Annotated in this window: 18 protein-coding genes; 12 read left to right on the forward strand and 6 right to left on the reverse strand. The window is 66.9% G+C overall.

Going from position 1 to position 21163, the window contains the following annotated elements; all coding sequences use genetic code 11:
- Window positions 1-45: 45 nt before the first annotated feature.
- Window positions 46-1110 (forward strand): maleylacetate reductase, encoded by a 1065-nt coding sequence (locus ACSQ9I_RS19180; RefSeq protein WP_436314122.1) that lies wholly within the window; start codon window positions 46-48, stop codon window positions 1108-1110.
- On the opposite strand, the gene ACSQ9I_RS19185 is transcribed toward ACSQ9I_RS19180, so the two are convergent.
- Window positions 1107-2021 (reverse strand): LysR family transcriptional regulator, encoded by a 915-nt coding sequence (locus tag ACSQ9I_RS19185; protein WP_093112268.1) that lies wholly within the window; start codon window positions 2019-2021, stop codon window positions 1107-1109. The genes ACSQ9I_RS19180 and ACSQ9I_RS19185 overlap by 4 nt on opposite strands.
- A 124-nt stretch (window positions 2022-2145) precedes the next feature.
- On the opposite strand from ACSQ9I_RS19185, the gene ACSQ9I_RS19190 reads away from it, so the two are divergent.
- The 8 genes from ACSQ9I_RS19190 to ACSQ9I_RS19225 all read left to right on the forward strand — a co-directional run bounded on the left by ACSQ9I_RS19190 (window position 2146) and on the right by ACSQ9I_RS19225 (window position 10970).
- A complete protein-coding gene (locus ACSQ9I_RS19190) occupies window positions 2146-3102 on the forward strand; it encodes an AraC family transcriptional regulator (protein ID WP_436314123.1) in 957 nt (318 codons plus the stop codon).
- 167 nt (window positions 3103-3269) lie between these two features.
- Window positions 3270-4133: a DUF2272 domain-containing protein gene (locus tag ACSQ9I_RS19195; protein WP_436314124.1), complete on the forward strand. Its 864-nt coding sequence runs from the start codon at window positions 3270-3272 to the stop codon at window positions 4131-4133.
- A gap of 118 nt (window positions 4134-4251) precedes the next feature.
- Entirely contained in the window at window positions 4252-5223 is a 972-nt protein-coding gene (locus ACSQ9I_RS19200; RefSeq protein ID WP_436314125.1) for a Bug family tripartite tricarboxylate transporter substrate binding protein, read from the forward strand.
- A gap of 18 nt (window positions 5224-5241) precedes the next feature.
- Window positions 5242-6357, forward strand: a complete 1116-nt coding sequence (locus ACSQ9I_RS19205; RefSeq protein ID WP_436314126.1) for a DSD1 family PLP-dependent enzyme — start codon at window positions 5242-5244, stop codon at window positions 6355-6357.
- Window positions 6358-6380: 23 nt separating this feature from the next.
- Complete coding sequence (locus ACSQ9I_RS19210) at window positions 6381-7847, forward strand: N-acyl-D-amino-acid deacylase family protein (RefSeq protein WP_436314127.1); 1467 nt, start codon at window positions 6381-6383, stop codon at window positions 7845-7847.
- 1 nt (window position 7848) lies between these two features.
- Complete coding sequence (locus ACSQ9I_RS19215; RefSeq protein ID WP_436314128.1) at window positions 7849-8988, forward strand: DSD1 family PLP-dependent enzyme; 1140 nt, start codon at window positions 7849-7851, stop codon at window positions 8986-8988.
- Between the two features lie 20 nt (window positions 8989-9008).
- Window positions 9009-9980 carry an ornithine cyclodeaminase family protein gene (locus tag ACSQ9I_RS19220; RefSeq protein ID WP_436314129.1) on the forward strand — a complete coding sequence of 324 codons (972 nt, stop codon included), beginning with the start codon at window positions 9009-9011 and terminating at the stop codon, window positions 9978-9980.
- Window positions 9981-9989: 9 nt separating this feature from the next.
- The gene (locus ACSQ9I_RS19225; protein WP_436314130.1) at window positions 9990-10970 is read left to right on the forward strand and encodes a LysR family transcriptional regulator; all 981 of its coding nucleotides are present in this window, start codon (window positions 9990-9992) and stop codon (window positions 10968-10970) included.
- Window positions 10971-10983: 13 nt separating this feature from the next.
- On the opposite strand, the gene ACSQ9I_RS19230 is transcribed toward ACSQ9I_RS19225, so the two are convergent.
- Both ACSQ9I_RS19230 and ACSQ9I_RS19235 read right to left on the reverse strand, forming a co-directional pair.
- The gene (locus tag ACSQ9I_RS19230; RefSeq protein ID WP_436314131.1) at window positions 10984-12816 is read right to left on the reverse strand and encodes a histidine kinase; all 1833 of its coding nucleotides are present in this window, start codon (window positions 12814-12816) and stop codon (window positions 10984-10986) included.
- Entirely contained in the window at window positions 12813-13514 is a 702-nt protein-coding gene (locus ACSQ9I_RS19235) for a response regulator (RefSeq protein WP_436314132.1), read from the reverse strand. The genes ACSQ9I_RS19230 and ACSQ9I_RS19235 overlap by 4 nt, the downstream gene beginning before the upstream one ends.
- A gap of 152 nt (window positions 13515-13666) precedes the next feature.
- On the opposite strand from ACSQ9I_RS19235, the gene ACSQ9I_RS19240 reads away from it, so the two are divergent.
- Window positions 13667-15778 (forward strand): carboxypeptidase regulatory-like domain-containing protein, encoded by a 2112-nt coding sequence (locus ACSQ9I_RS19240; RefSeq protein ID WP_436314133.1) that lies wholly within the window; start codon window positions 13667-13669, stop codon window positions 15776-15778.
- A gap of 104 nt (window positions 15779-15882) precedes the next feature.
- A complete protein-coding gene (locus ACSQ9I_RS19245; RefSeq protein WP_436314134.1) occupies window positions 15883-16944 on the forward strand; it encodes an alpha/beta hydrolase in 1062 nt (353 codons plus the stop codon).
- Here ACSQ9I_RS19245 and ygiD read toward each other — a convergent pair.
- On the reverse strand, window positions 16941-17846 hold the full coding sequence (ygiD, locus tag ACSQ9I_RS19250; protein ID WP_436315783.1) for a 4,5-DOPA dioxygenase extradiol: 906 nt from the start codon (window positions 17844-17846) through the stop codon (window positions 16941-16943). The two genes, ACSQ9I_RS19245 and ygiD, sit on opposite strands and share 4 nt — an antisense overlap.
- Window positions 17847-17935: 89 nt before the next feature.
- Here ygiD and ACSQ9I_RS19255 point away from each other — a divergent pair, with 89 nt between their 5' ends.
- Window positions 17936-19009, forward strand: coding sequence for a GAF domain-containing protein (locus ACSQ9I_RS19255; RefSeq protein WP_436315784.1), 1074 nt, complete (start codon window positions 17936-17938; stop codon window positions 19007-19009).
- 156 nt (window positions 19010-19165) lie between these two features.
- On the opposite strand, the gene ACSQ9I_RS19260 is transcribed toward ACSQ9I_RS19255, so the two are convergent.
- Both ACSQ9I_RS19260 and ACSQ9I_RS19265 read right to left on the reverse strand, forming a co-directional pair.
- Window positions 19166-19324, reverse strand: a complete 159-nt coding sequence (locus ACSQ9I_RS19260; protein WP_436314135.1) for a hypothetical protein — start codon at window positions 19322-19324, stop codon at window positions 19166-19168.
- On the reverse strand, window positions 19318-20310 hold the full coding sequence (locus tag ACSQ9I_RS19265) for a hypothetical protein (protein WP_436314136.1): 993 nt from the start codon (window positions 20308-20310) through the stop codon (window positions 19318-19320). The genes ACSQ9I_RS19260 and ACSQ9I_RS19265 overlap by 7 nt, the downstream gene beginning before the upstream one ends.
- Between the last annotated feature and the right edge of the window lie 853 nt (window positions 20311-21163).

Consider the following 21163-nt stretch of genomic DNA (forward strand, 5'->3'; position numbering starts at 1 on the left):
GCCGGCACGCCGCCTCCCGCGGGGCGTTCGGCCTACCATCCCCGCATGAAACCCTTGGCCTTCGTCTACACCAGCCAGCCGCAGCGCGTGGTCTTCGGCGCCGGCAGCCTCGCCCACCTGGCGCGCGAGATCGACGCGCTGGGCGCGCGCCGTGCGCTGGTGCTGTGCACGCCCGAGCAGCGCGCCCAGGCCGAGCGCGTGGCCGAGCTGCTGGGCGCCCAGGCCGCCGGCATCTTCGACCGCGCCGCGATGCACGTGCCGATCGAGACCGCGCGCGAGGCTCGCGAGATCGCGCGTGAGCTCGATGCCGACTGCGCCGTGGCCATCGGCGGCGGCTCCACCACCGGCCTGGGCAAGGCCATTGCATTGGATTCGGGTCTGCCCATCCTGGCGATTCCCACCACCTACGCGGGCAGCGAGATGACGCCGATCTACGGCCTGACCGAAGCGGGCCTCAAGAAGACCGGCAAGGATCCCCGTGTGCTGCCGCGCACCGTGATCTACGACCCCGAGCTCTCGCGCAGCCTGCCCGTGGGTTTGAGCGTCACCAGCGGCATCAATGCGATCGCGCATGCGGCCGAGGGGCTCTATGCGCAGGACAGCAACCCGGTGATGGACCTGATGGCCGAGGAAGGCATTGCCGCAATCGCGCGTGCGCTGCCCGCGATCCGGCGCCAGCCCGAGGACATCGAGGCGCGCTCCGATGCGCTCTACGGCGCGTGGCTGTGCGGCAGCGTGCTGGGCAACGTCGGCATGGCGCTGCACCACAAGCTATGCCACACGCTGGGCGGCAGCTTCAACCTGCCGCATGCCGAGGTGCACACGGTGGTACTGCCGCATGCGATCGCCTACAACGCGGCCGCGGCGCCGCGGGCGATTGAGCGCATTGCGCGAGCGCTGGGCCGCGAGAACGCGGCGCAAGGGCTCTTCGAGCTGGCGCGCGACAACGGCGCGCCGGTCGCGCTCAAGGACATCGGCATGAAGCACAGCGACCTCGACCGCGCGGCGGACATCGCGGCGGCCAACCCGTACTGGAATCCGCGCCCGGTCGAGCGCGAGGCGATCCGCGCGCTGCTGCAGCGCGCCTTCGACGGCGAGCCGCCGGCCTAGCTGGTCCACTTGCGCTGGTAGTCCATGCGCTCGAAGTGCTCGACCAGGAAGTCGATGAAGGTGCGCACCTTCGCCGACATGTGGCGCCGGCTCTGGAAGGCGATGTTGATGCGCAGGCGCGGCAAGTCCCACTCGTCGAGCACCGGCACCAGGCGGCCGGCCACGATGTCGTCATAGAGGATGTACTTGGGCTGCACCAGGATGCCGAGCCCGTCGAGCGCCGCCGCGCGCAGCACCTGGCCGTCGTTCGCCTCGAGCAGGCCCTTGACCTTGATCACGCGCCGCTCGCTGCCGCGGCGGAAGGCCAGCTCGTCGGGGTTGTGGCTGTAGGTGTAGATCAGCAGGTCGTGCGCGGCCAGCTCGTCCACGCTCTGCGGCGTGCCGCGCCGATCGAGGTAGCCCGGCGAGGCGGCGAGGATGCGCCGCGTCTCGGCCAGGCTGCGGATGGTGATGTTGGAGTCGTTCTCGTACTCGCGCGTGCGGATCGCGACGTCGATGTTGTTGTCGATCAGGTCGTAGTAGCGGTTGGCCGCGACCACCTGGACCGCGACCTTGGGATAGCGCTCGGTGTAGGCGCGCAGCAGCGGCGCGATGTGGTGCATGCAGAAGGACAGCGATGCGCTGATGCGCAGCGTGCCCATCGGATCGAGCGCCTGGGCATTGACCGCCGAATCGGCATCGCGCAGATCGGCCAGGATGGTCTTGCAGCGGTGGTAGTAGCTCTCGCCCGCCTCGGTCAGCGAGAGGCGGCGTGTGTTGCGCTGCACGAGCCGCACGCCCAGCCGCGCTTCCAGCGAGGCCAGGTGCCGGCTGGCGGCGGCGTTCGACAGGCCCACGGCCTCGGCAGCGCGCGACAGGCTGCCCTGCTCCGCGGTTTGTACGAACAACTCGATCTCGGTCCAGCGATCCATGCGGCATCTTAGTTGCGTGGCAACGGCCTCCCGGACTTGCAGGATCGCCGCGAGTTCTTGCCCGATCGTCCAAACCCTGCCGGCCGCGCGAGACAAACGCAGCAGGCTTGCCTAAGCTATGGACATGACCACCGTCTCCACTGCCGCCACCGCACGCGAACGTCCGGACCAGCAACTGCAACTGGTCCTCCGGCGCGCCGAACTCGCCGCGCTGATCGAGCGCTTTGCCGTCGCGGAGGGCACCAACCCCACCGCCGTTCCCGGCCTGGCGGTGTTCCGATCCACGCGCGTCGGGGAACCGCTTCATGGCGCCTACGAACCCGCCTTCTGCCTCATTGCGCAGGGGAGCAAGCGCGTCATGCTCGGCGACGAGCTGTTCGTCTACGACTCGTCCAGCCATCTCGTGGTGTCGCAGAACCTCCCGGTGACCGGACAGGTCATCGATGCGACCCCCGAAGCGCCCTACCTGGCCCTGCGCCTCGACATCGATCCGGCGGAGATCACGACGATGATGCTGGAGGCGGACCACCTCAAGTCGCCGAAGGCAGCGGCGCGAGGCATCTTCACCGGCGAGACCTCCATCGAACTCCTCGACGCGGTGGTGCGCCTGATCCGCCTGCTCGACACGCGCGAGGACGTCCCTGCCCTCGCGCCGCTGGTCATCCGGGAAATCTACTACCGCCTGCTGAAGGCCGAGAACGGCTGGCGGCTCGGACAACTGGCGGTCGCGGGCAGCCAGAGCCAACGCATCTGCCGCGCCATTGCATGGCTGCGGGAACACAGCACGGCGCCACTGAAGCTGGAGGACATGGCACGGGCTGCGCACATGAGCGTGTCGTCCCTGCACCATCATTTCAAGGCCGTGACCGCGATGAGCCCGCTGCAGTACCAGAAGCAGTTGCGCCTGCAGGAAGCGCGCCGTCTGCTCTTCAGCGACGTGGTGGACGCCGCGGAGGCCGGCTACAAGGTCGGCTACGAAAGCCCGTCGCAGTTCAGCCGCGAGTACAGCCGGATGTTCGGCGCGCCGCCTGCGCGCGACGTGCGGCGCTTCAGACAGGGTGAGCTGGGCGGCAGGCTTTGAGATCCGCAAGCGTTCAACTGGTTTTTTCCATCCGCCCTGTCATGGCACTCGCGAAGGCGGCGAGGTCGCCCCATCGCTGACGCCGAGCTGCTTGTCAGCCATTTGCGACTGGCTACGCCCGCGGCTTCGTGGTCAACTCGCCTGGCCATGGAGACAAGGAGCTTCCGATGCAGAAACTCGTCAACGTCGAAGCGATCAATGTGCGGTCCGAGGCCAGGGTGGAGCCCGACACGCTGATCGGCCCCATCTTCCTCGGGCAGGCCGTCGATGACCTGGAGGACGGACCGGAGGGCTGGATTCACGTCCGCACCGCCGTCGATGGGAAATCGACCGAGGGCTTCGTCAAGGCCGCATTGCCGATCACCAAATTCGACTGGCAGCCGCCCGAGCAGCCCACCTTGCGCGACCCGGCCTCTCCGGCGCGGGAGGCGCTCGTTGCCGCGGCCGTCGAGCAATGGCTGCGCTTCGACAGAGGCGCCGGCAAGGAAGCGAAGGAGCCCTTCAGCGGCTTCATCGGCGAGATGTGGAAAGCATTCGGCAAGCCGTTCACCGGCAAGACCGCCACGCAGCCCTGGTCGGCGGTGGCGATCTCGCTGATGGTGAGGACCGCGGCCAGGGAGTTCGACGAGTACAAGTCCTTCCAGCAGTCGATCGGCCATGCCGCGTACATGTGGGATGCGATCAAGAAGAACGCGAGCGGCGACCTGGCAGCGCCCTTCTGGGGGGTGCGGCTCGACAAGGCAAAGCCCCAGGCGGGCGACATCATCGCAAGCTGGCGCGAGAAGCCGGCGCGCTACGACGACTACCTCAATGCATCGAACAATCCCGAGTTGCCGAGCCATTGCGACATCGTCGTGGCCGTCGGGCCGGAGGTCGCATGGGCGATCGGCGGGAACGTGCAGAACTCGGTGTTCGCAACGGGCTATCAGCTGAGCTCGGATGGCACGCTGCTGAGCAATCCGAGGATCACCGCGGACGGCAAGCTCGTCGGCGAGGCGATCGTCCTCCTGGACAACAGGGTCAGCTCGTAAGAAAAATTGAAGGATAGATGTAGTTTCAGGTAGTTTATTTTTTGAATACGCAAACCTAGACTTGCCTCCAGGCCGTGCTTTCCGGCTTGTCGATTCCACACTGCCGGAGGTCCGTGCCATGCGTCTGCGTTCTCTGCTGCCCTCTCTTGTTCTTGCCGCGCTGGCGGCCATTTCGATGCCGGCCCTGGCGGCCTATCCTGACAAGCCGATCCGCCTGATCGTGCCGTCGGCTCCCGGCGGTGCACCCGACGCGCTGATGCGCGCACTGGCCACGCAGTTGTCGCAGCAGATGGGCGTGCCCATCGTGGTCGACAACAAGCCCGGTGGCTCCTACACGATCGGCACCATGGACCTGGTCCGCTCTCCGGCCGACGGCTACACGCTGGCTTACGGCAACGTCGTCTCGCTGGCCACCAACCGCTCGCTGCTGAGCAATGTGCCGTACGACGTGGAGAAGGACCTGACGCTGGTCGCCAACACGCTGCGCCTGTCCAATCTGATGATCGTCAACAACGAGCTGCCGGTCAAAAGCGTGCCCGAGCTGATCGCCTATGCGAAGAAGAACCCGGGCAAGCTGGCTTTTGCATCCGACGGCAACGGCACCACCGCCCATCTGGGAGTGGAACTCTTCAAGTCCATGACCGGCACCCACATGCTGCATGTGCCCTACAAGGCCGGGACGGCAGCCCTCACCGACCTGATCGGCGGCGGCGTTCAGCTCATGATGATCAACACGCCGGTGTCCGGTCCGCCGGCCCAGGCCGGCCGCGTGAGAGCGCTGGGAATCTCGTCCACCCAGCGCTCGCCCACCTACCCGGACATTCCCACCATTGCCGAATCCGGCGTGCCGGGCTTCGAGGTTGCGGCCTGGGGCGGCATCGTTGGGCCGGCTCGTATGCCCAAGGACATCGTGACCCGCCTCAATGCCGAAATCCGTACCGCGCTGGCCAACCCGGCGGTGCGCGAGCGCTTCAAGATCCTGGGTGCCGAGACCGACCCCAGCACGCCGGAGCAGTTTCTCGAACTCTCGCGCCGCGAGACGGTCAAGTGGGCCAAGATCATCAAGGACTCGGGCGCGAAGATCGACTGACGGTCGGGCTGATACACCATGACCCCCTGGAAAGCTGCAAGGCCCGGCGATCAGCTCAGCGCCATCGACACGCCCGCGCTGGTGCTCGACCTCGATGCATTCGAGCGCAACCTCGCGCGCATGGCCGAGGCGCTGCGCGGCACGAACGTGCGTCTTCGTGCCCACGCCAAGTGCCACAAGACCCCCGAGATCGCACTGCGCCAAATGGCTTTGGGCGCCGCCGGCATCTGCTGCCAGAAGGTCAGCGAGGCGGCGGTGTTCGTGGAGGCCGGCATCGAGGATGTGCTGGTCACCAACCAGGTGATGGGCGACACCAAGTTGCGTCATCTGGCAGCCTTGGCGCGCAAGGCGCGCGTGGGCGTGCTCGTTGATCATCCGCAACAGGTGCAGGCGTTGACCAGCGTTGCGCAGGCGCACGGCGTGGCGCTCGATGTCTATGTCGAGGTCAATGTAGGCGCGAACCGCTGCGGCGTCGCCCCCGGCGACGAGGCCGTGCGGCTGGCGCGGCAGATCGTTGCCGGCACGCCGCTGCGTTTCATGGGCCTGCACTGCTACCACGGCCCGGCCCAGCACATGCGCGCGCCGCAGGAGCGGGCCGCGGCCATCGCCGGCGCCGTGGAGGCCGCGCGCACCACCCGCGCGGCCATCGAGGCCTGCGGCATTGCCGTCGAGCGTGTAACGGGCGCGGGCACCGGCAGCTTCCTGCACGAACGCGATTCCGGCGTCTTCAACGAGATCCAGGCCGGCTCCTATGTCTTCATGGATCGCGACTATGGCGACAACCAGCGCGGCGAGAACGACATCGCTTTCGAGCATGCGCTGTTCGTGCGCACCACGGTCATGAGCCGCGCGACGCCCGAGCGCGCCGTGGTCGACGCCGGCCTGAAGGCATCCAGCGTGGACTCGGGCCTGCCGACCGTGTGGCAGCGTGCCGACCTGCGCTATGTGAAAGCCTCGGATGAGCATGGCGTGCTGGCCACCCCCAACGGAGCCGCGCTTTCGCTGGGTGACCCGCTGATGCTGGTGCCCGGCCACTGCGACCCGACCGTCAATCTCTATGACGAACTGATCTGCGTGCGCGGCGAGCGGGTCGAAGCCCTCTGGCCGATCGCTGCGCGCGGCGCATTGCTGTGACCCTTTTCAACTCGAGATATCCGATGCAGGAAAAATTCGACCTTCTGATCCGCAACGCCAGCGTCGTCGACGGCACCGGCGCGCCCCGCTTCGCCGGCGACATCGGCATTCGCGGCGACCGCATCGCGCGCATCGGCGATCTGTCGGCGATGCACGGCGACGTCGAGATCGACCAGGGCGGCCGCATCGCGGCGCCAGGCTTCATCGATGCGCACACGCACGACGATCGCCTCATGCTCTCCAACCCCGACATGGCGCCCAAGGTCAGCCAGGGCATCACTACCGTGATCGCGGGCAATTGCGGCATCTCGCTGGCGCCGATGCCGGGCGGAATCACGCAGCCGGTCACGCCGCCATTGAATCTGCTCGACGAGGAGGGCGGCTGGTTCGCCTTCCCCACCTTCGCGTCGTACATCGAGGCACTGCGCGCCAAGCCCGCGGCGACCAACTGCGCGCTGCTGGTGGGCCACACCACCTTGCGCGTCGCGACGCTGGACGACCTGGGCCTGCCTGCCACCGAAGAACAAATCGCCAGCATGCGCGCGCTGGTACAGGAAGCGCTGGAAGCCGGCGCCATCGGCGTCTCCACCGGCTTGTTCTATGAGCCCGCGGTCGCCGCGCCGACCGAGGAAGTGATCGAGACCTGCCGCCCGCTCAAGGACTTCGACGGCGTGTACTGCACGCACATGCGCAACGAAGCAGACCAGGTGATCGACTCGCTCGAAGAAACCTTCCGCGTCGGCCGCGAGGTCGGCGTGCAGGTGGTGATCTCGCACATGAAGGTGGTCGGGCCCGCGAACCACGGCCGTTCGCAGGAGGCGCTGTCCTTCATCGAGAAGAACATGGCCACCCAGCCGATCTGCCTGGACTGCTACCCGTACACGGCCGGCTCCACCATCCTCTCGGCCGACCGCGCAGCGACCTCGTCGCGCGTGATCGTGAGCTGGTCGAAGCCCATGCCCGAACATGCGGGCCAGGACCTCGACGTCATTGCGAAGAAGCTGGGCGTCAGCGAGGAAGAAGCGATCCGCCGGCTCAGCCCCGCCGGCGGCATCTACTTCCGGCTCGACGAGAGCGACGTGCAGCGCATCCTGAAGTTCGACAAGACCATGATCGGCTCCGACGGCCTGCCGCACGACGCCTCGCCGCATCCGCGTCTGTGGGGCAGCTTCCCGCGCGTGCTGGGCCACTACGGCCGGCTGCTCGGGCTGTTCCCGCTGGAGACGGCCGTCTACAAGATGACCGGGCTCACGGCGAAGAACTTCGGCCTCAAGGACCGCGGCGTGCTGAAGGAAGGCGCGTACGCCGACCTGACCCTGTTCGACGCCGACACCGTGGACGAAGCCGCGACCTACGAAACGCCGATCGCCCCGGCGCGCGGCATCGACGCGGTGATCGTCAATGGCGCGATGGTCTGGCAAGGCGGCCGCCCGACCGGCGCGCGCCCCGGGCGCGTACTGGCGCGTGAAAGCAGCAAGGCAGAGAGCTGAGATGACGAAGCAATTTCTCGAACAACTGGAGACGCCTGCGCTGCTGCTCGACGAGGCGCGCATGGACCGCAACATCGAGCGCATGCGCCGCCAGGCGCGCCGCCTCGGCGTCTCGTTCCGTCCCCACGTCAAGACCAACAAGTCGATCGAGGTGACGCGCCGGATCATGGAATCGCCGCAAGGGCCGATCACGGTCTCGACACTGCGCGAGGCCGACTACTTCGCGGCGCACGGCGTCACGGACATCCTCTACGCCGTCTGCATCGCGCCGAACAAGCTCGACCATGTGATGAGGCTCCAGGACCAGGGCGTGCGGCTCACGCTGATCCTGGACAGCATCGAGGCGGCGCGGATGCTGGCCGAACGCGCGAAGGCGGACCAGCGGCATTTCGACGTGCTGATCGAGATCGACTCGGACGGCCACCGCTCGGGCGTGAATCCCGATAGCGGCGATCTTCTCGAGATCGCGCAATTCCTCGAAGGCGCCGGCATTCCGGTGCAAGGCATCCTCACGCACGCCGGAAGCTCCTACGACTGCACATCCACCGACGCGATCTGCGCGATGGCCGAGCAGGAGCGCGCGGCGGCCGTGCACGCGGCGCAGCGCCTGCGCGCGGCGGGTATCGCATGCCCCGTGGTCAGCGTCGGCTCGACACCGACCGCGCTCTTCGCCGAGCAGCTGGAAGGCGTCACCGAAGTGCGCGCCGGCGTGTTCGTGTTCTTCGATCTCGTGATGGCCGGCCTGAACGTCTGCCGGGTGGACGACATCGCCCTGTCGGTGCTGGCCACGGTGATCGGCCACCAGCGCGAAAAAGGCTGGACGATCCTCGACGCCGGATGGATGGCGATGTCGCGCGACCGCGGCACGGCCAGGCAGCCGGTCGACCAGGGCTACGGGCTGGTCTGCGACCTCGACGGGCGGCCGCTGGACGACCTCATCCTCGTGGGCGCCAACCAGGAGCACGGGATCATGGCGCACCGCTCCGGCAAGATCGAGGGCGCGCTGCATCTGCCGGTCGGCGCGCAGGTACGCATCGTGCCCAACCACGCCTGCCCCACTGCGGCGCAGTACGAGCACTACAAGGTGCTCGGCGCCGGCCACGAGATCACTGCGACCTGGCAGCGCTTCAGCGGCTGGTGAAGCGCAAACAGGAAGACACGATGTTGATCATCTCGGAGCAGGAAGCCCGCGCGCTGGTGAGCGTCGAGGACGCCATTGCGGCGGTCGAACAATGCTTCGCCGCAATGGCGGCCCAGGCGGCGCGCAACTACCCGGTGGTTCGCGAGGGCGTGGGCTACCAGGACGCCGTCTTCGGCGTCAAGGCCGGCTGCGATAGCAGCGCACCCATTCTCGGCCTCAAGGCGGGCGGGTACTGGCCGCACAACATGGGCAAGGGCCTGAGCAACCATCAGTCTTCGACCTTGCTCTTCGACGCGGACACCGGCCGCGCTTGCGCACTCGTCAGCGCGAACTACCTGACCGGCATTCGCACCGGCGCGGCCAGCGCCATCGCGACCAAGCACCTGTCGCGTCCCGACAGCAGCGTGCTCGGCATCATCGGCGCGGGCGCGCAGTCGCAATACCAGCTGCGCGCGACGCTGGCCGTGCGTGCCATCCGCCGGGTCCATGCGTGGAATCGCTCGGCCGAGAACCTGGCAGCCTTCGGCCGCATCGTGGAGCAACTCGGCCTGGAGTTCGTCCCGGAAAGCGGCGCCCAGGCCGTGGCCGCCCACGCCGACATCCTGATCACCGTGACTCCCTCGCAGCAGGCCCTGGTCGAGAAATCCTGGGTGCGCCCCGGCACCCACATCAACGCGATGGGCGCCGACACCCGGGGCAAGCAGGAGCTGGATCCGGCGCTGGTGGCGACGGCGGCCCTGTTCGTCGACGAGACCGCACAGGCCATCAGCATCGGCGAATGCCAGCATGCCTACGACGCGGGCCTGATCACGGATCGGAGCTTCCGCGGCAGCATAGGCGCGGTCATCGAAGGCCTGTGCGACGGCCGCCGCACGGCGGACGAGATCACGCTCTTCGACGGAACGGGCGTGGCGCTGCAGGATCTGGCCGTGGCCGATCTCGCCGTGCGCATGGCCGCGAAGCGGGGACTCGGCAGCAGCGTGGACTATTAGTATCGAAGGATGTCGCACGACATCACCGACCTGCGCTTCTTCGTCGCCATCACCGAAAGCGGCTCCCTCGCCGAGGCCGCGCGGCGCATGGACGTGACGGCCTCGTCCGTCTCGCAGCGGCTGCGGCAACTCGAAAGCCGCCTGGGCTTGCACCTGGTCCATCGCAGCACGCGCCGCTTCAGCCTCACCGACGAGGGCGAGCTCTTCCATGCGGGGGCCGTGAGCCTGCTCGCCGAACTGGATGGCCTGATCGACAACCTGCGCGCCCGTTCGGGCGAGGTCGCGGGGACGCTGAACGTGTGCGGCCCCTTGGGCTTCGGCCGGCATCACCTGGCAGCCGCCATCGCCGACTTTCATACGCGGCACCCGGGGCTGAAGGTTTCCCTGACGCTCAGCGACGTGGTGTCGGCGGCCGACGCGAACCGCTTCGACCTGATCGTGCACATCGGCAACCTCGCGAATTCGAGCATGGTCGCCTACCCCATCGCGCCCAATGCGCGCTTCGTCTGCGCCGCGCCCGGCTACCTCGCCCGCCGCCCTGCGCCGCGCACGCCGCAGGAGTTGGCCGGGCACGACTGCATCGCGCTGCGCGAAAACCAGGAAGACGTGACGCTGTGGCACTTCAAGAAGAAGCGCAGTGAAGTCGCGGTGCGGGTGGCGGCGACCCTGAGCAGCAACGACGGCGACGTCGTGCGGCAGTGGGCGCTGAAGGGCAAGGGCCTGATCATGCGCTCGGAATGGGACATCGCCGAAAGCCTGGCCTCGGGGCATCTGGTTCGGGTACTGGAGGACTGGAGTCTGCCGGCCGCCGACGTGGTGGCACTGGTGGCGCAGCGTCTTGGCATGTCCGCCAGGGTGAAGCTGTTCCTGTCGTTCCTGCAGCAGCGCTTCAAGCCGGTGCCGCCATGGCGCAGCCAAGGTCCCAACGCCGTACGCTGCGGAGCGCTTCAGCAAAGCATCAACGCTCCATCAAAGTCCCTCCGGCCTTGACCACTCCCGCTAGTCACGCCATATCGAGCTGAACGACCGTGCGACCCGGTCGGCTTTCGAGCACGAGCCGGACTCCCATCGCCTGGGCGCGCTCGCGCAGCGACCGCGGCGCGCGCGAGGCGTCGTAGCCGCGGCCGTCGTCGATCACGCTGAGCCGGACCGCCGTGCCCACCATCGCTGCCTCGATGCGCAGCACCGTGGCCTGCGCATGCTGCAGCACGTTGGAGATCGCCTCGAACAGCAGGAACTGCAGGTGGCGCATGGCCTGGGCGTCGAGACGCTCGACCGGCACCAGTTCGTCGACCGCCCACTCCAGGGCGATGCCCGAGGCGTCGAAGCGCGGCGCCAGGCGGTAGCGCAGGGCCGCCAGCAGCGCGCCCACGTCGCCGTCGGGCAGGTGAATCGAATCGATGGTGAGCTTGAGTTGGTCCAGGGAATCGCGCAGCGTGCGCAGCAGCTCCGGCTGGCTGCCCTCCCCCGCCTGCAGCTGGCGAATGGCCGCGCTGATGTGCGAGCCGACGCCGTCGTGCATGTCGCGCAGGATGCGTTCGCGCTCGTGCGTGCGGGCCTGCTCGCGCGCCGCCTGCTCGAGCCGGCCGTAGGTGCTGGCCAGTTCCTGCTCGCGCTGTGCCACTCGGGCGGCGAGCGTGCCCAGCAGCTCGCGCGCCTGGCCGCTGGCCTCGCGGAAGCGCAGCAGCACGATGTAGAGCAGTGCCAGGCCGAACACCACCGAGACGTAGCGGTTCCAGGTGATGACGCCGAAGCTGTCGCTGAGGCGAATCATCACCCAGTCGCGCACGCCCACCGCCACGTTGAGCATGCCGGCGCCCGCCACCAGCCAGCGGGCCGTGGTCGGATGGCGCAGCGTGGCCACGAAATAGAAGCAGGCGTAAAGCGCCGAACTCAAACTCGCGAAGCCGAGCCAGGCGGTGAGGAACACAGGCTGGTGCTGCGCGAACGACAGCCAGGAAGCCAGCACCCCACTGGCGAACAACGCCGCCGTCGCGACCTGCATCCATCGCATCGAGCGGTGCGCACGCCACCCCGCAACGTGGTGGCAGAACAGCAGCACGCCGCAGATCCAGCCCGCGTAGGACGCCGTCAGCACCACGCCCCACAGCGGCCAGGCCAGCGGCGGCTCTTGGATCACCGCGTCGCCCACACGCAGCGTCCAGCACAGCTCGGCCACGCCGGCCCAGAAGTAGACGCTATCGCGGTGCAGCCGGCCGTCGGGCGCGAGCTGGCGCTGCGTCGCCCAGCAGGTGAACGCGATGAAGGCGACCAGGAGGCTGAACATGCCCAGCAGCAGCGAGCCGGTCACCCGCCACGCGTAGGCGTGGGAAAAAACGTTGTCGCGCATCTCATGGGAAGGCCCGAGGCGGATGGCCGACAGGCCGCCGCGCCGCCCGCCGTCGGCCCGGATGTGCACCCGCAGCAGGTTCTCTTTCTGCAGCATCGCCGGCGGTACCGCCACGTAGCGCGGCGCCTTGGCGTAGTCGTCGCGGTTCGGCGTTGCGACGTCGCCGAAGCGCGCCAGCAACTTGTCGTTGAGCCAGATCTCGGCCGCATTGCCCACGACCGGGAAGAACAGGCCGTAGGGCTCGGAGGGCGCTTCGGCGAAGCCGAACCGAATCTCGAAGCTCGCGTGCCCGGGCACGTTGCGGTGCACGCGGTCCCAGTGATAGGGCAGCACCGTGTCGCGCCAACCCGGTGGTTCGTCGGGCTGCATCACATTGACGCGCGCCTGGCGCAGTTCGAGCACTTCGGCCCGCGCGCCGGGCGCCGCCGCCCAGGCGGCCAGCGCCAGCAGCAGCAGCGCCATCAGCCGGCGCGCAGTGCCGGTCATGGCAAGAGGCCGAGCCGCGTCGCCTCGAACACCGCCTCGTTCTTGGAGTGCACCGCCAGCTTGCCGTAGAGGTTCTTGATGTGCGTTTGTACCGTGTGCACGCTCAGCGTCTTGAGTCGCGCGATCTCGGCGTAGGAAAAGCCGCGCGCGATCAGTGCCAGCACCTCCTGCTCGCGTACCGAGAGCAGCGACGGCGCTTCCGGTGCCGCCGCAGGTGCGGGCCCGCGCTCGAGCCGCAAGCTGCGGTACTTGGCAAGCACGCGACGCGCGATCATCGGCGAGATCGGCGAGGCGCCCGCCTTCATCTCCAGGATGGTGTGGGCGATGTCCTCGGGCGCGGCGTCTTTATGGATGTAGCCCACAGCCCCGGCCTCGATGCTGGCGAGCACGTTGTCCTCGTCGCCGAACACGGAAATCACCAGCGGCTCGCATTCCGGAAAACGCGCCACCGCAGCGCGGATCACGTCCAGCCCGCTGCCGTCGGGCAGGCCCAGATCGGCCAGCAGCACGTCGGGAATCTCGTCGGCGTCGGCCAGCCAGGCCAGCGCTTCGCGCACCGTGCCCAGGCCGTCCAGCCAGCGCAGCTGGGGGCTGCGCCGCACGCTGGCCTCGAAGAACGCGCGCGCATTGCGATCGTCCTCGACCACCAGCACGTTCCAACGGCTCGGCGTCTCCGCCTCGGATCCCTCTGTTTGCATGGCGGTGAGCATAAAGCCACAGAACCCGCCGCAGGCCGCCCTCGCCTCACTCGTTCATGGGATGCGCTCTCGCCGACCCTGCCTCGACACTCGCGTCGCTTCTTTTCATGCAACCACCTGTCAACAACCCAAAACCACGAGGAGTTCTTTTCATGACATCCATTTCCCCCAAGATCCGTGCCGGCTGGGCCGCGGCACTGGTGCTCTCGCTGGCCGCCTGCGGAGGCGGCGGAGGAGGCGGAGGTGGATTCCCGACCGCCGCCGGCAGTACGGGCAGCACCGACACCGGCGGCACCACGACGGCCGCCAAGCTCAGCGGCGTGGCCGCCACCGGCGCGGCGTTCAGCGGCGCCACGATCACCGTGGTCGACCAGACCGGCAGCACGGTCTGCACGACCCAGACCGACAGCGCCGGCGCCTACGCCTGCACCTTGCCGGCCACCACCAAGGCACCGCTGGTCATCAAGGCCGTGCGCGATGACCAGACCTTCTACAGCACCACGGCCAGCGCGGCCGGCGGCACCGCCAACGTGACGCCGCTGACCACCATCATCGTGGCCGAGCTCTCACCCGACGGCAATCCGGCCAGCCTGGCCGGCGCGATCCAGACCAATCCCGGCGCCGTGACGGCGGAGACCATCAAGAAGCAGACCGACGAGCTGGTGGCGGCCATCACCCCGCTGTTGTCGGCTCTGGGCCTGGCGGCGATCGACCCGATCTCGGGCGGCTTCGCGGCCGACGGCACCGGTCAGGACAAGGTGCTCGATTCGATCTCGGTCAGCGTGCTGCCCGACGGCACCGCCGCCAACATCGAAATCACCGTCAAGGCCATGCCCGCGGACGACGGCAGCGCGCCGCTGTCCATCAGCTACAGCACCAGCAGCGCCACCACGCCCGTGCTGCCCACCGTCACGGCCAGCGCGCTGACCAACACGCCCTCGCCTGCGACGGTCGCGGACCTCTTCACGCGCCTCACGGCTTGCTATGCGCTGCCGCTGTCGCAGCGGGTCAACGCGCCGAACGACACGGCCGCCGTCACGGGCGGTCCGGCCGACGTGATCGCCCCGGCCTGCCGCACGCTGTTTGTCGGCGACGATCCGTCCACCTACTACAACAACGGCAACACCGTGGGCCGCACTGCCAGCAACCGGGGCGCATTCAACAGCCTGTTCCGGCCCGGCCCCACCGGCCTGGTGTGGGACCGCGGCAACTTCGAGTTCGTGCGCGCCAACGGCGACCTGGTGCTCAGCTACCGCTGGACCGACACGGCCGGCAACGCCGACAACGACACCATCATTGCGCGCAATGTCGGCGGCACGCTCAAGCTCGCGGGCAACGGCAACGACCACAGCGCCAGCGTGCGCCCCTTCTCGGAGCACCGCGACCTGATCAACACGCCGAACTTCAACTCCTACACCACCGGCTACAACATCAACATCGACAACAAGACCGACGGCAGCGGCAACCCGATCTTCAGCAAGGTGCTGGTGACCGCGCCTGACGGCGTGGTGCGCACCTTCGTGCCGCAGTCGGGCTTGTCGTACCTGGTGGTGATGAAGGACGACGGCGTGACGCCGAGCGGCAGCCCGATCGTTCGGCTCGCCGGCGCCTACCAGAACACGTCCACCGCCGGCAACCCGGCCGACAAGGAGCTCGGCCTCTATTTCGTGGGCACGCAGTACACCGACGCGCAAATCGCGGCGCTGCAAAACCAGAGCGTGTGGACGCTGGAGTTCTTCGACACCAGCAACGCCAGCATCGCGACGCAGAAGTACCGCACCCTCGCCCGCGCGCAGTCGGTCGCCGAAATCCGGCAGCTCGCCTTTGCGAACATCACCACGACGATGCGTGCCGAGTTGCTCGCTGAAACCGACATCGCGACCGACGGCGCCAGCATCTACGGCGCGCCCAGCCAGAACGATCCGAACAACGTCGACTTCAGCGCCGACGGCCAGCTGGACGCCTGGACCGTGCCGCAGGGCGCGCTGGCGCCGACCTCGTTGGCCGTGTACGGTCGTGCGCCCTTCGGCAGCACCACTGCCGGCCAGCCGGGCGCGCGCTTCAACGACAGCACCGGCGTAGCGAGTTCGGCGCGCAAGGCGATGGTGTTCTGCTCGACCCAAGGCAGCAGCGACAAGCATTGCGACAACACCTTCGGCCAGCAGTACGCCGAGGGCACCTCGATCAACACTGTCGAACTCTGGGCCCGCAACGCGCGCCAGGTGGAGATCAGCAAGAAGATCGGGTTCTACAAGCTCCAGTAGCAAGCCGCGGCGGCTTCGCAATCCAGCCCCGCTTGCGGGGCTGTTTTTCTTTGAACGCACCTGCGCGCAGGTGCAGAATGCGCCCCAAAACAACTGGAGGACCCATGCTGATCTTCACGAATCGCTTGTTGACCACTGGCACGGACGAAGCTGTTTTCAGCACCAGCTTCATCGAGCAGTCGGATCGCCTCGGGTTGGCTACGGTCAAGAAGACCAGCAAAGGCTGGAGCGTCTCCGGCGTGGACAACGATGTCGACAACCAGGACTCCATGGGCGCCCTTCGGCCATTGTTCGAGGGAAGTCGCCCCGTTCTGGTCTATCTCCATGGCAACAACAACACGCCAGCCAAGTGCTTCGCGCGATGCGCAACGCTGGAGGCAATGTACAACGTCGAAGTCGTCGGCTTTTCCTGGCCGTCGGAGGGCTACCTCTCCAACGGCGACAAGCTCCCGGAGGTCGAGCCCGACACAGAAGACGGCGATGAGGACGACCTTTCCGGCGTGGCCGTCGGCAAGCAGAAGCCGTCACGGATCAAGTCGAAGATCCTGCGGTACCAGAGGGCCAAGACCAACGCCATCAATTCCGGGGAAGCTCTCGCGCGATTCTTCCGCATGGTCGCCGCAGCCAGGCTGTTCATCAATCGTCAGCCGTTCACCATCGCTGCACACAGCCTCGGCGCGCACTTCCTTCAGTACTCGCTCGACGTCGCGGGCGCCACGGAATCCGTGGCGGCCGCGCAGAACGTCGCACTCTTGGCGCCTTGCGTTCGCTCGAGCGGGCATCGCGACTGGCTTGCGAACGTGCGGCCCAAGGGGCAGGTCTTTGTCACCTTCAACAAGAACGACACCGTGTTGGCCGGAGCCTTCATTGCCGACAAGAGTCAGTTCAAGCTCGGTGCCGCTCCAGGGAGCGAACTGCTTCGAGCTCCACACATGCGGTACGTCAACTTCACGAATGGCGAAGTTGGAAAGGGGGGCCATGGCTACTTCGTGAACGACGGCATGCCCAAGAAGATGAAGCTTCTGTTCGAACGGGTGTTCTCGTCTGAACGGGATCTGCAAGGGGACGAGGCCCCCAAGAAGGTGTTTCTGGTCGGCTGCGACGCCGATGGCCTCACCTGCTACATGGGTGCGCCGGGAATTCCGGGGATCGCAGGGCAGCCTTAACCGAACTGCAGGCAGCGCATGCTCAAGGTCCCCGACTGGAACCCTTCATAGATGGTCTGCGCGCGCTCGTTGGCGCTGGCAGCGCCCAGCGCGTACAGGAAGGGGTAGTAGTGGTCGGGCGTGGCGACGGCAATGGACGCGCCTTCCAGTTTCCCGTAATTGAGGAGGGCCTGGTCGTCGCGGCCCAGGAGGGCCGCCTTGACTGCATCGTCGAACGACTGCGCCCAGGGCCGGCTTGCCCTGAGGCCATCGGGTGTGCCGCGGTCGGTCGCGCGCAGGTTGTGCACGACGTTGCCGCTTCCCAGCACCAAGACGCCCTTGTCGCGGAGGGCGGCCAGGTCGCGACCCACCGCATAGTGGAAGGCCGCCGGCTTGTCATAGTCGATGGACATCTGGAAGACCGGCACGTCAGCCTTCGGGTACAGGTATTTCAGGACGGTCCAGCTGCCGTGGTCGAGGCCCCACTCCTGCGTGGGGATGACCTTGGCCTGCTTCACGAGGCTCGCCGCCTCCTGGGCAATGGCCGGATGGCCCGGCGCCGGGTACTCGATGTCGAAGAGCGCTTGAGGAAAGCCGCCGAAGTCGTGAATCGTCTTTGGCTTCTCCTGGATGCCAACGCCCGTCGCCCCCGAGCTGAGCCAGTGCGCGGAGATGCTCAGGATCGCGGTCGGTCGCGGCAGCGCCCTGCCCCAGTCGATCAGGCGGCGGGTGAACGCGTTCTCGCGGATGGCGTTCATGGGACTGCCATGGCCAATGAAGATGACCGGCATGCGGCTCGAGGGTTTGCCGGCCTTGGCGGCCGCGGCGTGAGCGTACGACGACAGGGAGGCGAGCGCGGACGTGGCGCCGAGCGCCGTGGTGTTCAGAAGGAAGCCGCGGCGGCGCAGGTCAGCAGAAAACATGATTTCAAGTGAGTGGCTCGGTGCACGGCTTGGAGGCTCGCCGAACAATCTGCGTGCGTGGACCCAAGGTCTTCGCAACGCAGTCGTTCGTGCCTTGCCGCCGCCGGATCATAGCGACGGATGCACGGATTCGGCCTCGACAGTCGTGGTGCGAAGACCCGCCACCCGGTAGCCATGGCTTGCAACTTGCTTTGGCTTGTTCGTATGCAGGTCGCAGCATGACTTCAACATTCATCAAGGCCGCAGAAGTCTGGTTGCCGAGCGACGACGGCTCCCTGCTCGAGTTCGGAAGCGGCGCATTCGGTGCCGCCAGGCGATTCGCGGCCATCAGCCGGGAGATGTGCTTCGGCCCAGGGGAAGGTTTGCCGGGTCGCGCCTGGGACGAAGGCAGACCGATCCTGCTGCGTCAGTTCGAAGGCTCGAACTTCCGCCGCATTTCGGCCGCCCGCGACGCCGGCCTGGACTGCGCCATCGCGCTGCCGCTTTTTGTGCATGACCGCCTCACTTCGGTGCTCGTGATCTTCTGCGGACACGAGGCCGCCGCAGCCAGCTGTTTGGAACTCTGGCATCACGACGCACGCATCACCAGCGACATGAGACTTGTCGATGGTGCCTTTGGCGCGAACGCTCAAGCCTTCGAATCAGCCTCGCTCGAGACCTACCTGCCGCGCGGCGTGGGCCTGCCGGGGCTGGCCTGGCAACGCGGCGAAGCAGTGTTCATGGAAAACCTGCCTACCACCGGACGGTTCCTGCGCGCGCATGAGGCGGCCGATGCAGGCCTTCTGCGGGGTCTGGCAATCCCAGTTGGTTCGCGGCTCGATGACAGCCATGTCGTGACCTTCCTTGCCGGTGCGACGTTGCCGCTGGCGCGCCGCATCGAACGCTGGGTTCCCGCTGCGCCAGGCAGCTTGCTGCAGCGCGTCTACGCCTTCAGTGAACTCCATGGTGGTGCCTCGCTGATCGAAGCGACGCTGCCCTTGTCAGCGCCGATGGGATCGATCGCCAGGGCCTGGCTCAGCGGGGTGCCGGCGATCAATGACTGGCCGGCCTCCGAACCAGGCGCTCCCGCTGCTGCCGCGACGGCGATCGGGTCCTGGGCGCTGTTGGCAATACCTGTGGTGTGGGAGAGCGAAGTGGTCGAGGTGGTGGCGCTGTACCTCTAACGGGCGCTCTCGCAAAGAGCTCGACCATTGCCGGGAATCGTTCGTCGCCGGGCTTCTGAAAGCGGTAGAAGATCGGCTTGCCCGTGTCGCTGGCTTGGCGGATTTCGTAGCGACCCGCGTCGACGAATTTCCAGAAGGCCTCTCCGAAGGCCGGCGTCAGCGCTTCCACATGTAGACGATGTCGAGGTCCTTGGTGGCGCGAAATGCCAGCCCGGCGCCTTCCATCGTCAAGGTGGCGGCCGTGCCGCCAATCAGAACGTACTGGTCGGCGTAGGCCGCGAACCATTCCTTGAAAACGTCTAGCCCTCTCACCATGGTAGGTGTCCTTTCAGTTCGTCCAGCGCAAGCTGGATCCGGTCATCGGTGTTGTCCTGCAGGCTGAGCGTCAGGGAAAGCGGGTCTACCGTGGCGGCGTTCGGCAGCAACGCCGGGCTGTAGCTCCACAACTGCCATTCCTGCGCGCCGGCGACGGGTTCAGGCAGCGCCCGAATGCCTGCCTCCGTGGTTGCCTTCCAATCGGAGCCCGTCATCGCATACACCGGCCATTGGGGCTCGGCCAGCATCGAGTACCGTGCGAGCGCGCTCAACCCGGCCAAACGGCCATGCACGTTGGCAAGGACGCTTTCGGGGGCAACCCACACCGTTTGCCTGACGGGTGTTCGCAGTACAGGTTTCGCCCGCTCCCAGACCTGCTCTGGAGGGCCTTCCATGCGCAGCAGGCGCACGCGGCCCACAGCGTGCACGCTCGCGAGCCCGGCCGCGGTCAGCTCCTTCACCACGCGCGACAGCGTCATGGGCGTGTAGCCCAAGGCTATTGCCACCTTGGAAGGTTGCCACTCGGGTTCCCACGGCTGGTGAAGCAGTGCCGTGATCAGCATGGCCTGTGCGGAAGGACTCAGCGCTTCCGCAGCTGGAGCGCGCCGGCGAAAGTATTCACGCAGGTCGAGACCGAGGTCTGGCAGGTAGAGCTGATTGCCCGGAACGATGAACGGCACCTTCTGCTCGATCAAACGTCGCCGTTCGTAGGAGGCCAGGGCATCGGTGACGTAGACCGCCGGCTGGCCAGCCAGCGCCCTGACCTTGGCCAGCCAGGTTCGGACGTCGCTGAGGGAATACTTGCGCCCAGCGCGTCCCACTGCCAGCACAATAGGCTGCCCCAGCAGTTCCAGCTCACTGAACTGAAACGCGTCCCGCAGGAAATACGGCAGTTCGTCGGCGCGCGCCCACGGCTTGACGCCGGGCGCGGCAATGCCCAAGACCTCATGGAGGTAGTGTCGAACGGCGGTTGTGAGGGCCGGCACGGCTGATTCCTATGTAACATCGGTTCCGCACGATAACACAGTCAATGTTATCGTGCGAATTTGTGTTAATCAAGGTTGAATCGGCTCTCCCCTGGATCGGGCCCCCAAAGCCTGTGCGTCCCTCAGCACGCCCCTCCGCGCCCGCACGCGCCCACTGTTCGGCGTTGGAACGGGCCAATCAGCCATCTCCGTCTCGCGCGGCGCCATCGAATCGCCCTGGAGCGCAAATCCCCGCTCCCCACGGCGACAATGGAGGCAAGGATCCATGCCCCAAACATTCCCACGCCGATGGACATCATTCGCCCAGTCCCCCAATGAAAAAAAGGGCGTCCGGTGGATGAAACCGGACGCGCCCCTGGTCTTCTCAACGCTGCGCAGCGTGCCAAGCCCCAGCATGCCGCCGAGCACGTATAGCAGAACCTCGGTGTCGATGGCAGGCGGCGCAGGCCAAAGGCCGCCTCGGATGCATCGTCTGACGTCGCCGCGCAGGAGCTGCTGCACCACGAAGATGTGAAGGTGACGAAGCGCGTCTATCGACGCAAGGTGCCGTCTTCGAAGCCGCTTCCCTCAGCGATCGGAGGCCGTGATGCGGCGTGAAATAGGCCGGGTTTGTCAAAAGACCCGTCCATTTGTCAAAAGCAAGAAAAAACGGGTCAGAGCTTGTGGCCCTAACCCGTTGATCTGCTTAGCGATTTTGGTCTGTGAAAGGATCCATATTTCGACCTGCAGCCCGCGCCACCACTGCCAATCAACGTCTTGGTTGTAGAAATTGCCCCCATAGCTGCCCCCACGATGTTCTGGTGCAACACCGCCTCGTTACCGCACGAGAAATGACCGTTCAAATGCATCGGGA

Origin of the sequence: Variovorax sp. LjRoot84, assembly GCF_964254305.1 — a bacterium.
Lineage (GTDB): Bacteria > Pseudomonadota > Gammaproteobacteria > Burkholderiales > Burkholderiaceae_C > Variovorax.

Excerpts from the sequence above, each read along its gene's own strand:
- ACSQ9I_RS19180 (WP_436314122.1), top strand. The coding sequence starts at position 46 with ATGAAACCCTTGGCCTTCGTCTACACCAGCCAGCCGCAGCGCGTGGTC.
- ACSQ9I_RS19185 (WP_093112268.1), bottom strand. The coding sequence starts at position 2,021 with ATGGATCGCTGGACCGAGATCGAGTTGTTCGTACAAACCGCGGAGCAG.
- ACSQ9I_RS19190 (WP_436314123.1), top strand. The coding sequence starts at position 2,146 with ATGACCACCGTCTCCACTGCCGCCACCGCACGCGAACGTCCGGACCAG.
- ACSQ9I_RS19195 (WP_436314124.1), top strand. The coding sequence starts at position 3,270 with ATGCAGAAACTCGTCAACGTCGAAGCGATCAATGTGCGGTCCGAGGCC.
- ACSQ9I_RS19200 (WP_436314125.1), top strand. The coding sequence starts at position 4,252 with ATGCGTCTGCGTTCTCTGCTGCCCTCTCTTGTTCTTGCCGCGCTGGCG.
- ACSQ9I_RS19205 (WP_436314126.1), top strand. The coding sequence starts at position 5,242 with ATGACCCCCTGGAAAGCTGCAAGGCCCGGCGATCAGCTCAGCGCCATC.
- ACSQ9I_RS19210 (WP_436314127.1), top strand. The coding sequence starts at position 6,381 with ATGCAGGAAAAATTCGACCTTCTGATCCGCAACGCCAGCGTCGTCGAC.
- ACSQ9I_RS19215 (WP_436314128.1), top strand. The coding sequence starts at position 7,849 with ATGACGAAGCAATTTCTCGAACAACTGGAGACGCCTGCGCTGCTGCTC.
- ACSQ9I_RS19220 (WP_436314129.1), top strand. The coding sequence starts at position 9,009 with ATGTTGATCATCTCGGAGCAGGAAGCCCGCGCGCTGGTGAGCGTCGAG.
- ACSQ9I_RS19225 (WP_436314130.1), top strand. The coding sequence starts at position 9,990 with ATGTCGCACGACATCACCGACCTGCGCTTCTTCGTCGCCATCACCGAA.
- ACSQ9I_RS19230 (WP_436314131.1), bottom strand. The coding sequence starts at position 12,816 with ATGACCGGCACTGCGCGCCGGCTGATGGCGCTGCTGCTGCTGGCGCTG.
- ACSQ9I_RS19235 (WP_436314132.1), bottom strand. The coding sequence starts at position 13,514 with ATGCAAACAGAGGGATCCGAGGCGGAGACGCCGAGCCGTTGGAACGTG.
- ACSQ9I_RS19240 (WP_436314133.1), top strand. The coding sequence starts at position 13,667 with ATGACATCCATTTCCCCCAAGATCCGTGCCGGCTGGGCCGCGGCACTG.
- ACSQ9I_RS19245 (WP_436314134.1), top strand. The coding sequence starts at position 15,883 with ATGCTGATCTTCACGAATCGCTTGTTGACCACTGGCACGGACGAAGCT.
- ygiD (WP_436315783.1), bottom strand. The coding sequence starts at position 17,846 with ATGTTTTCTGCTGACCTGCGCCGCCGCGGCTTCCTTCTGAACACCACG.
- ACSQ9I_RS19260 (WP_436314135.1), bottom strand. The coding sequence starts at position 19,324 with ATGGTGAGAGGGCTAGACGTTTTCAAGGAATGGTTCGCGGCCTACGCC.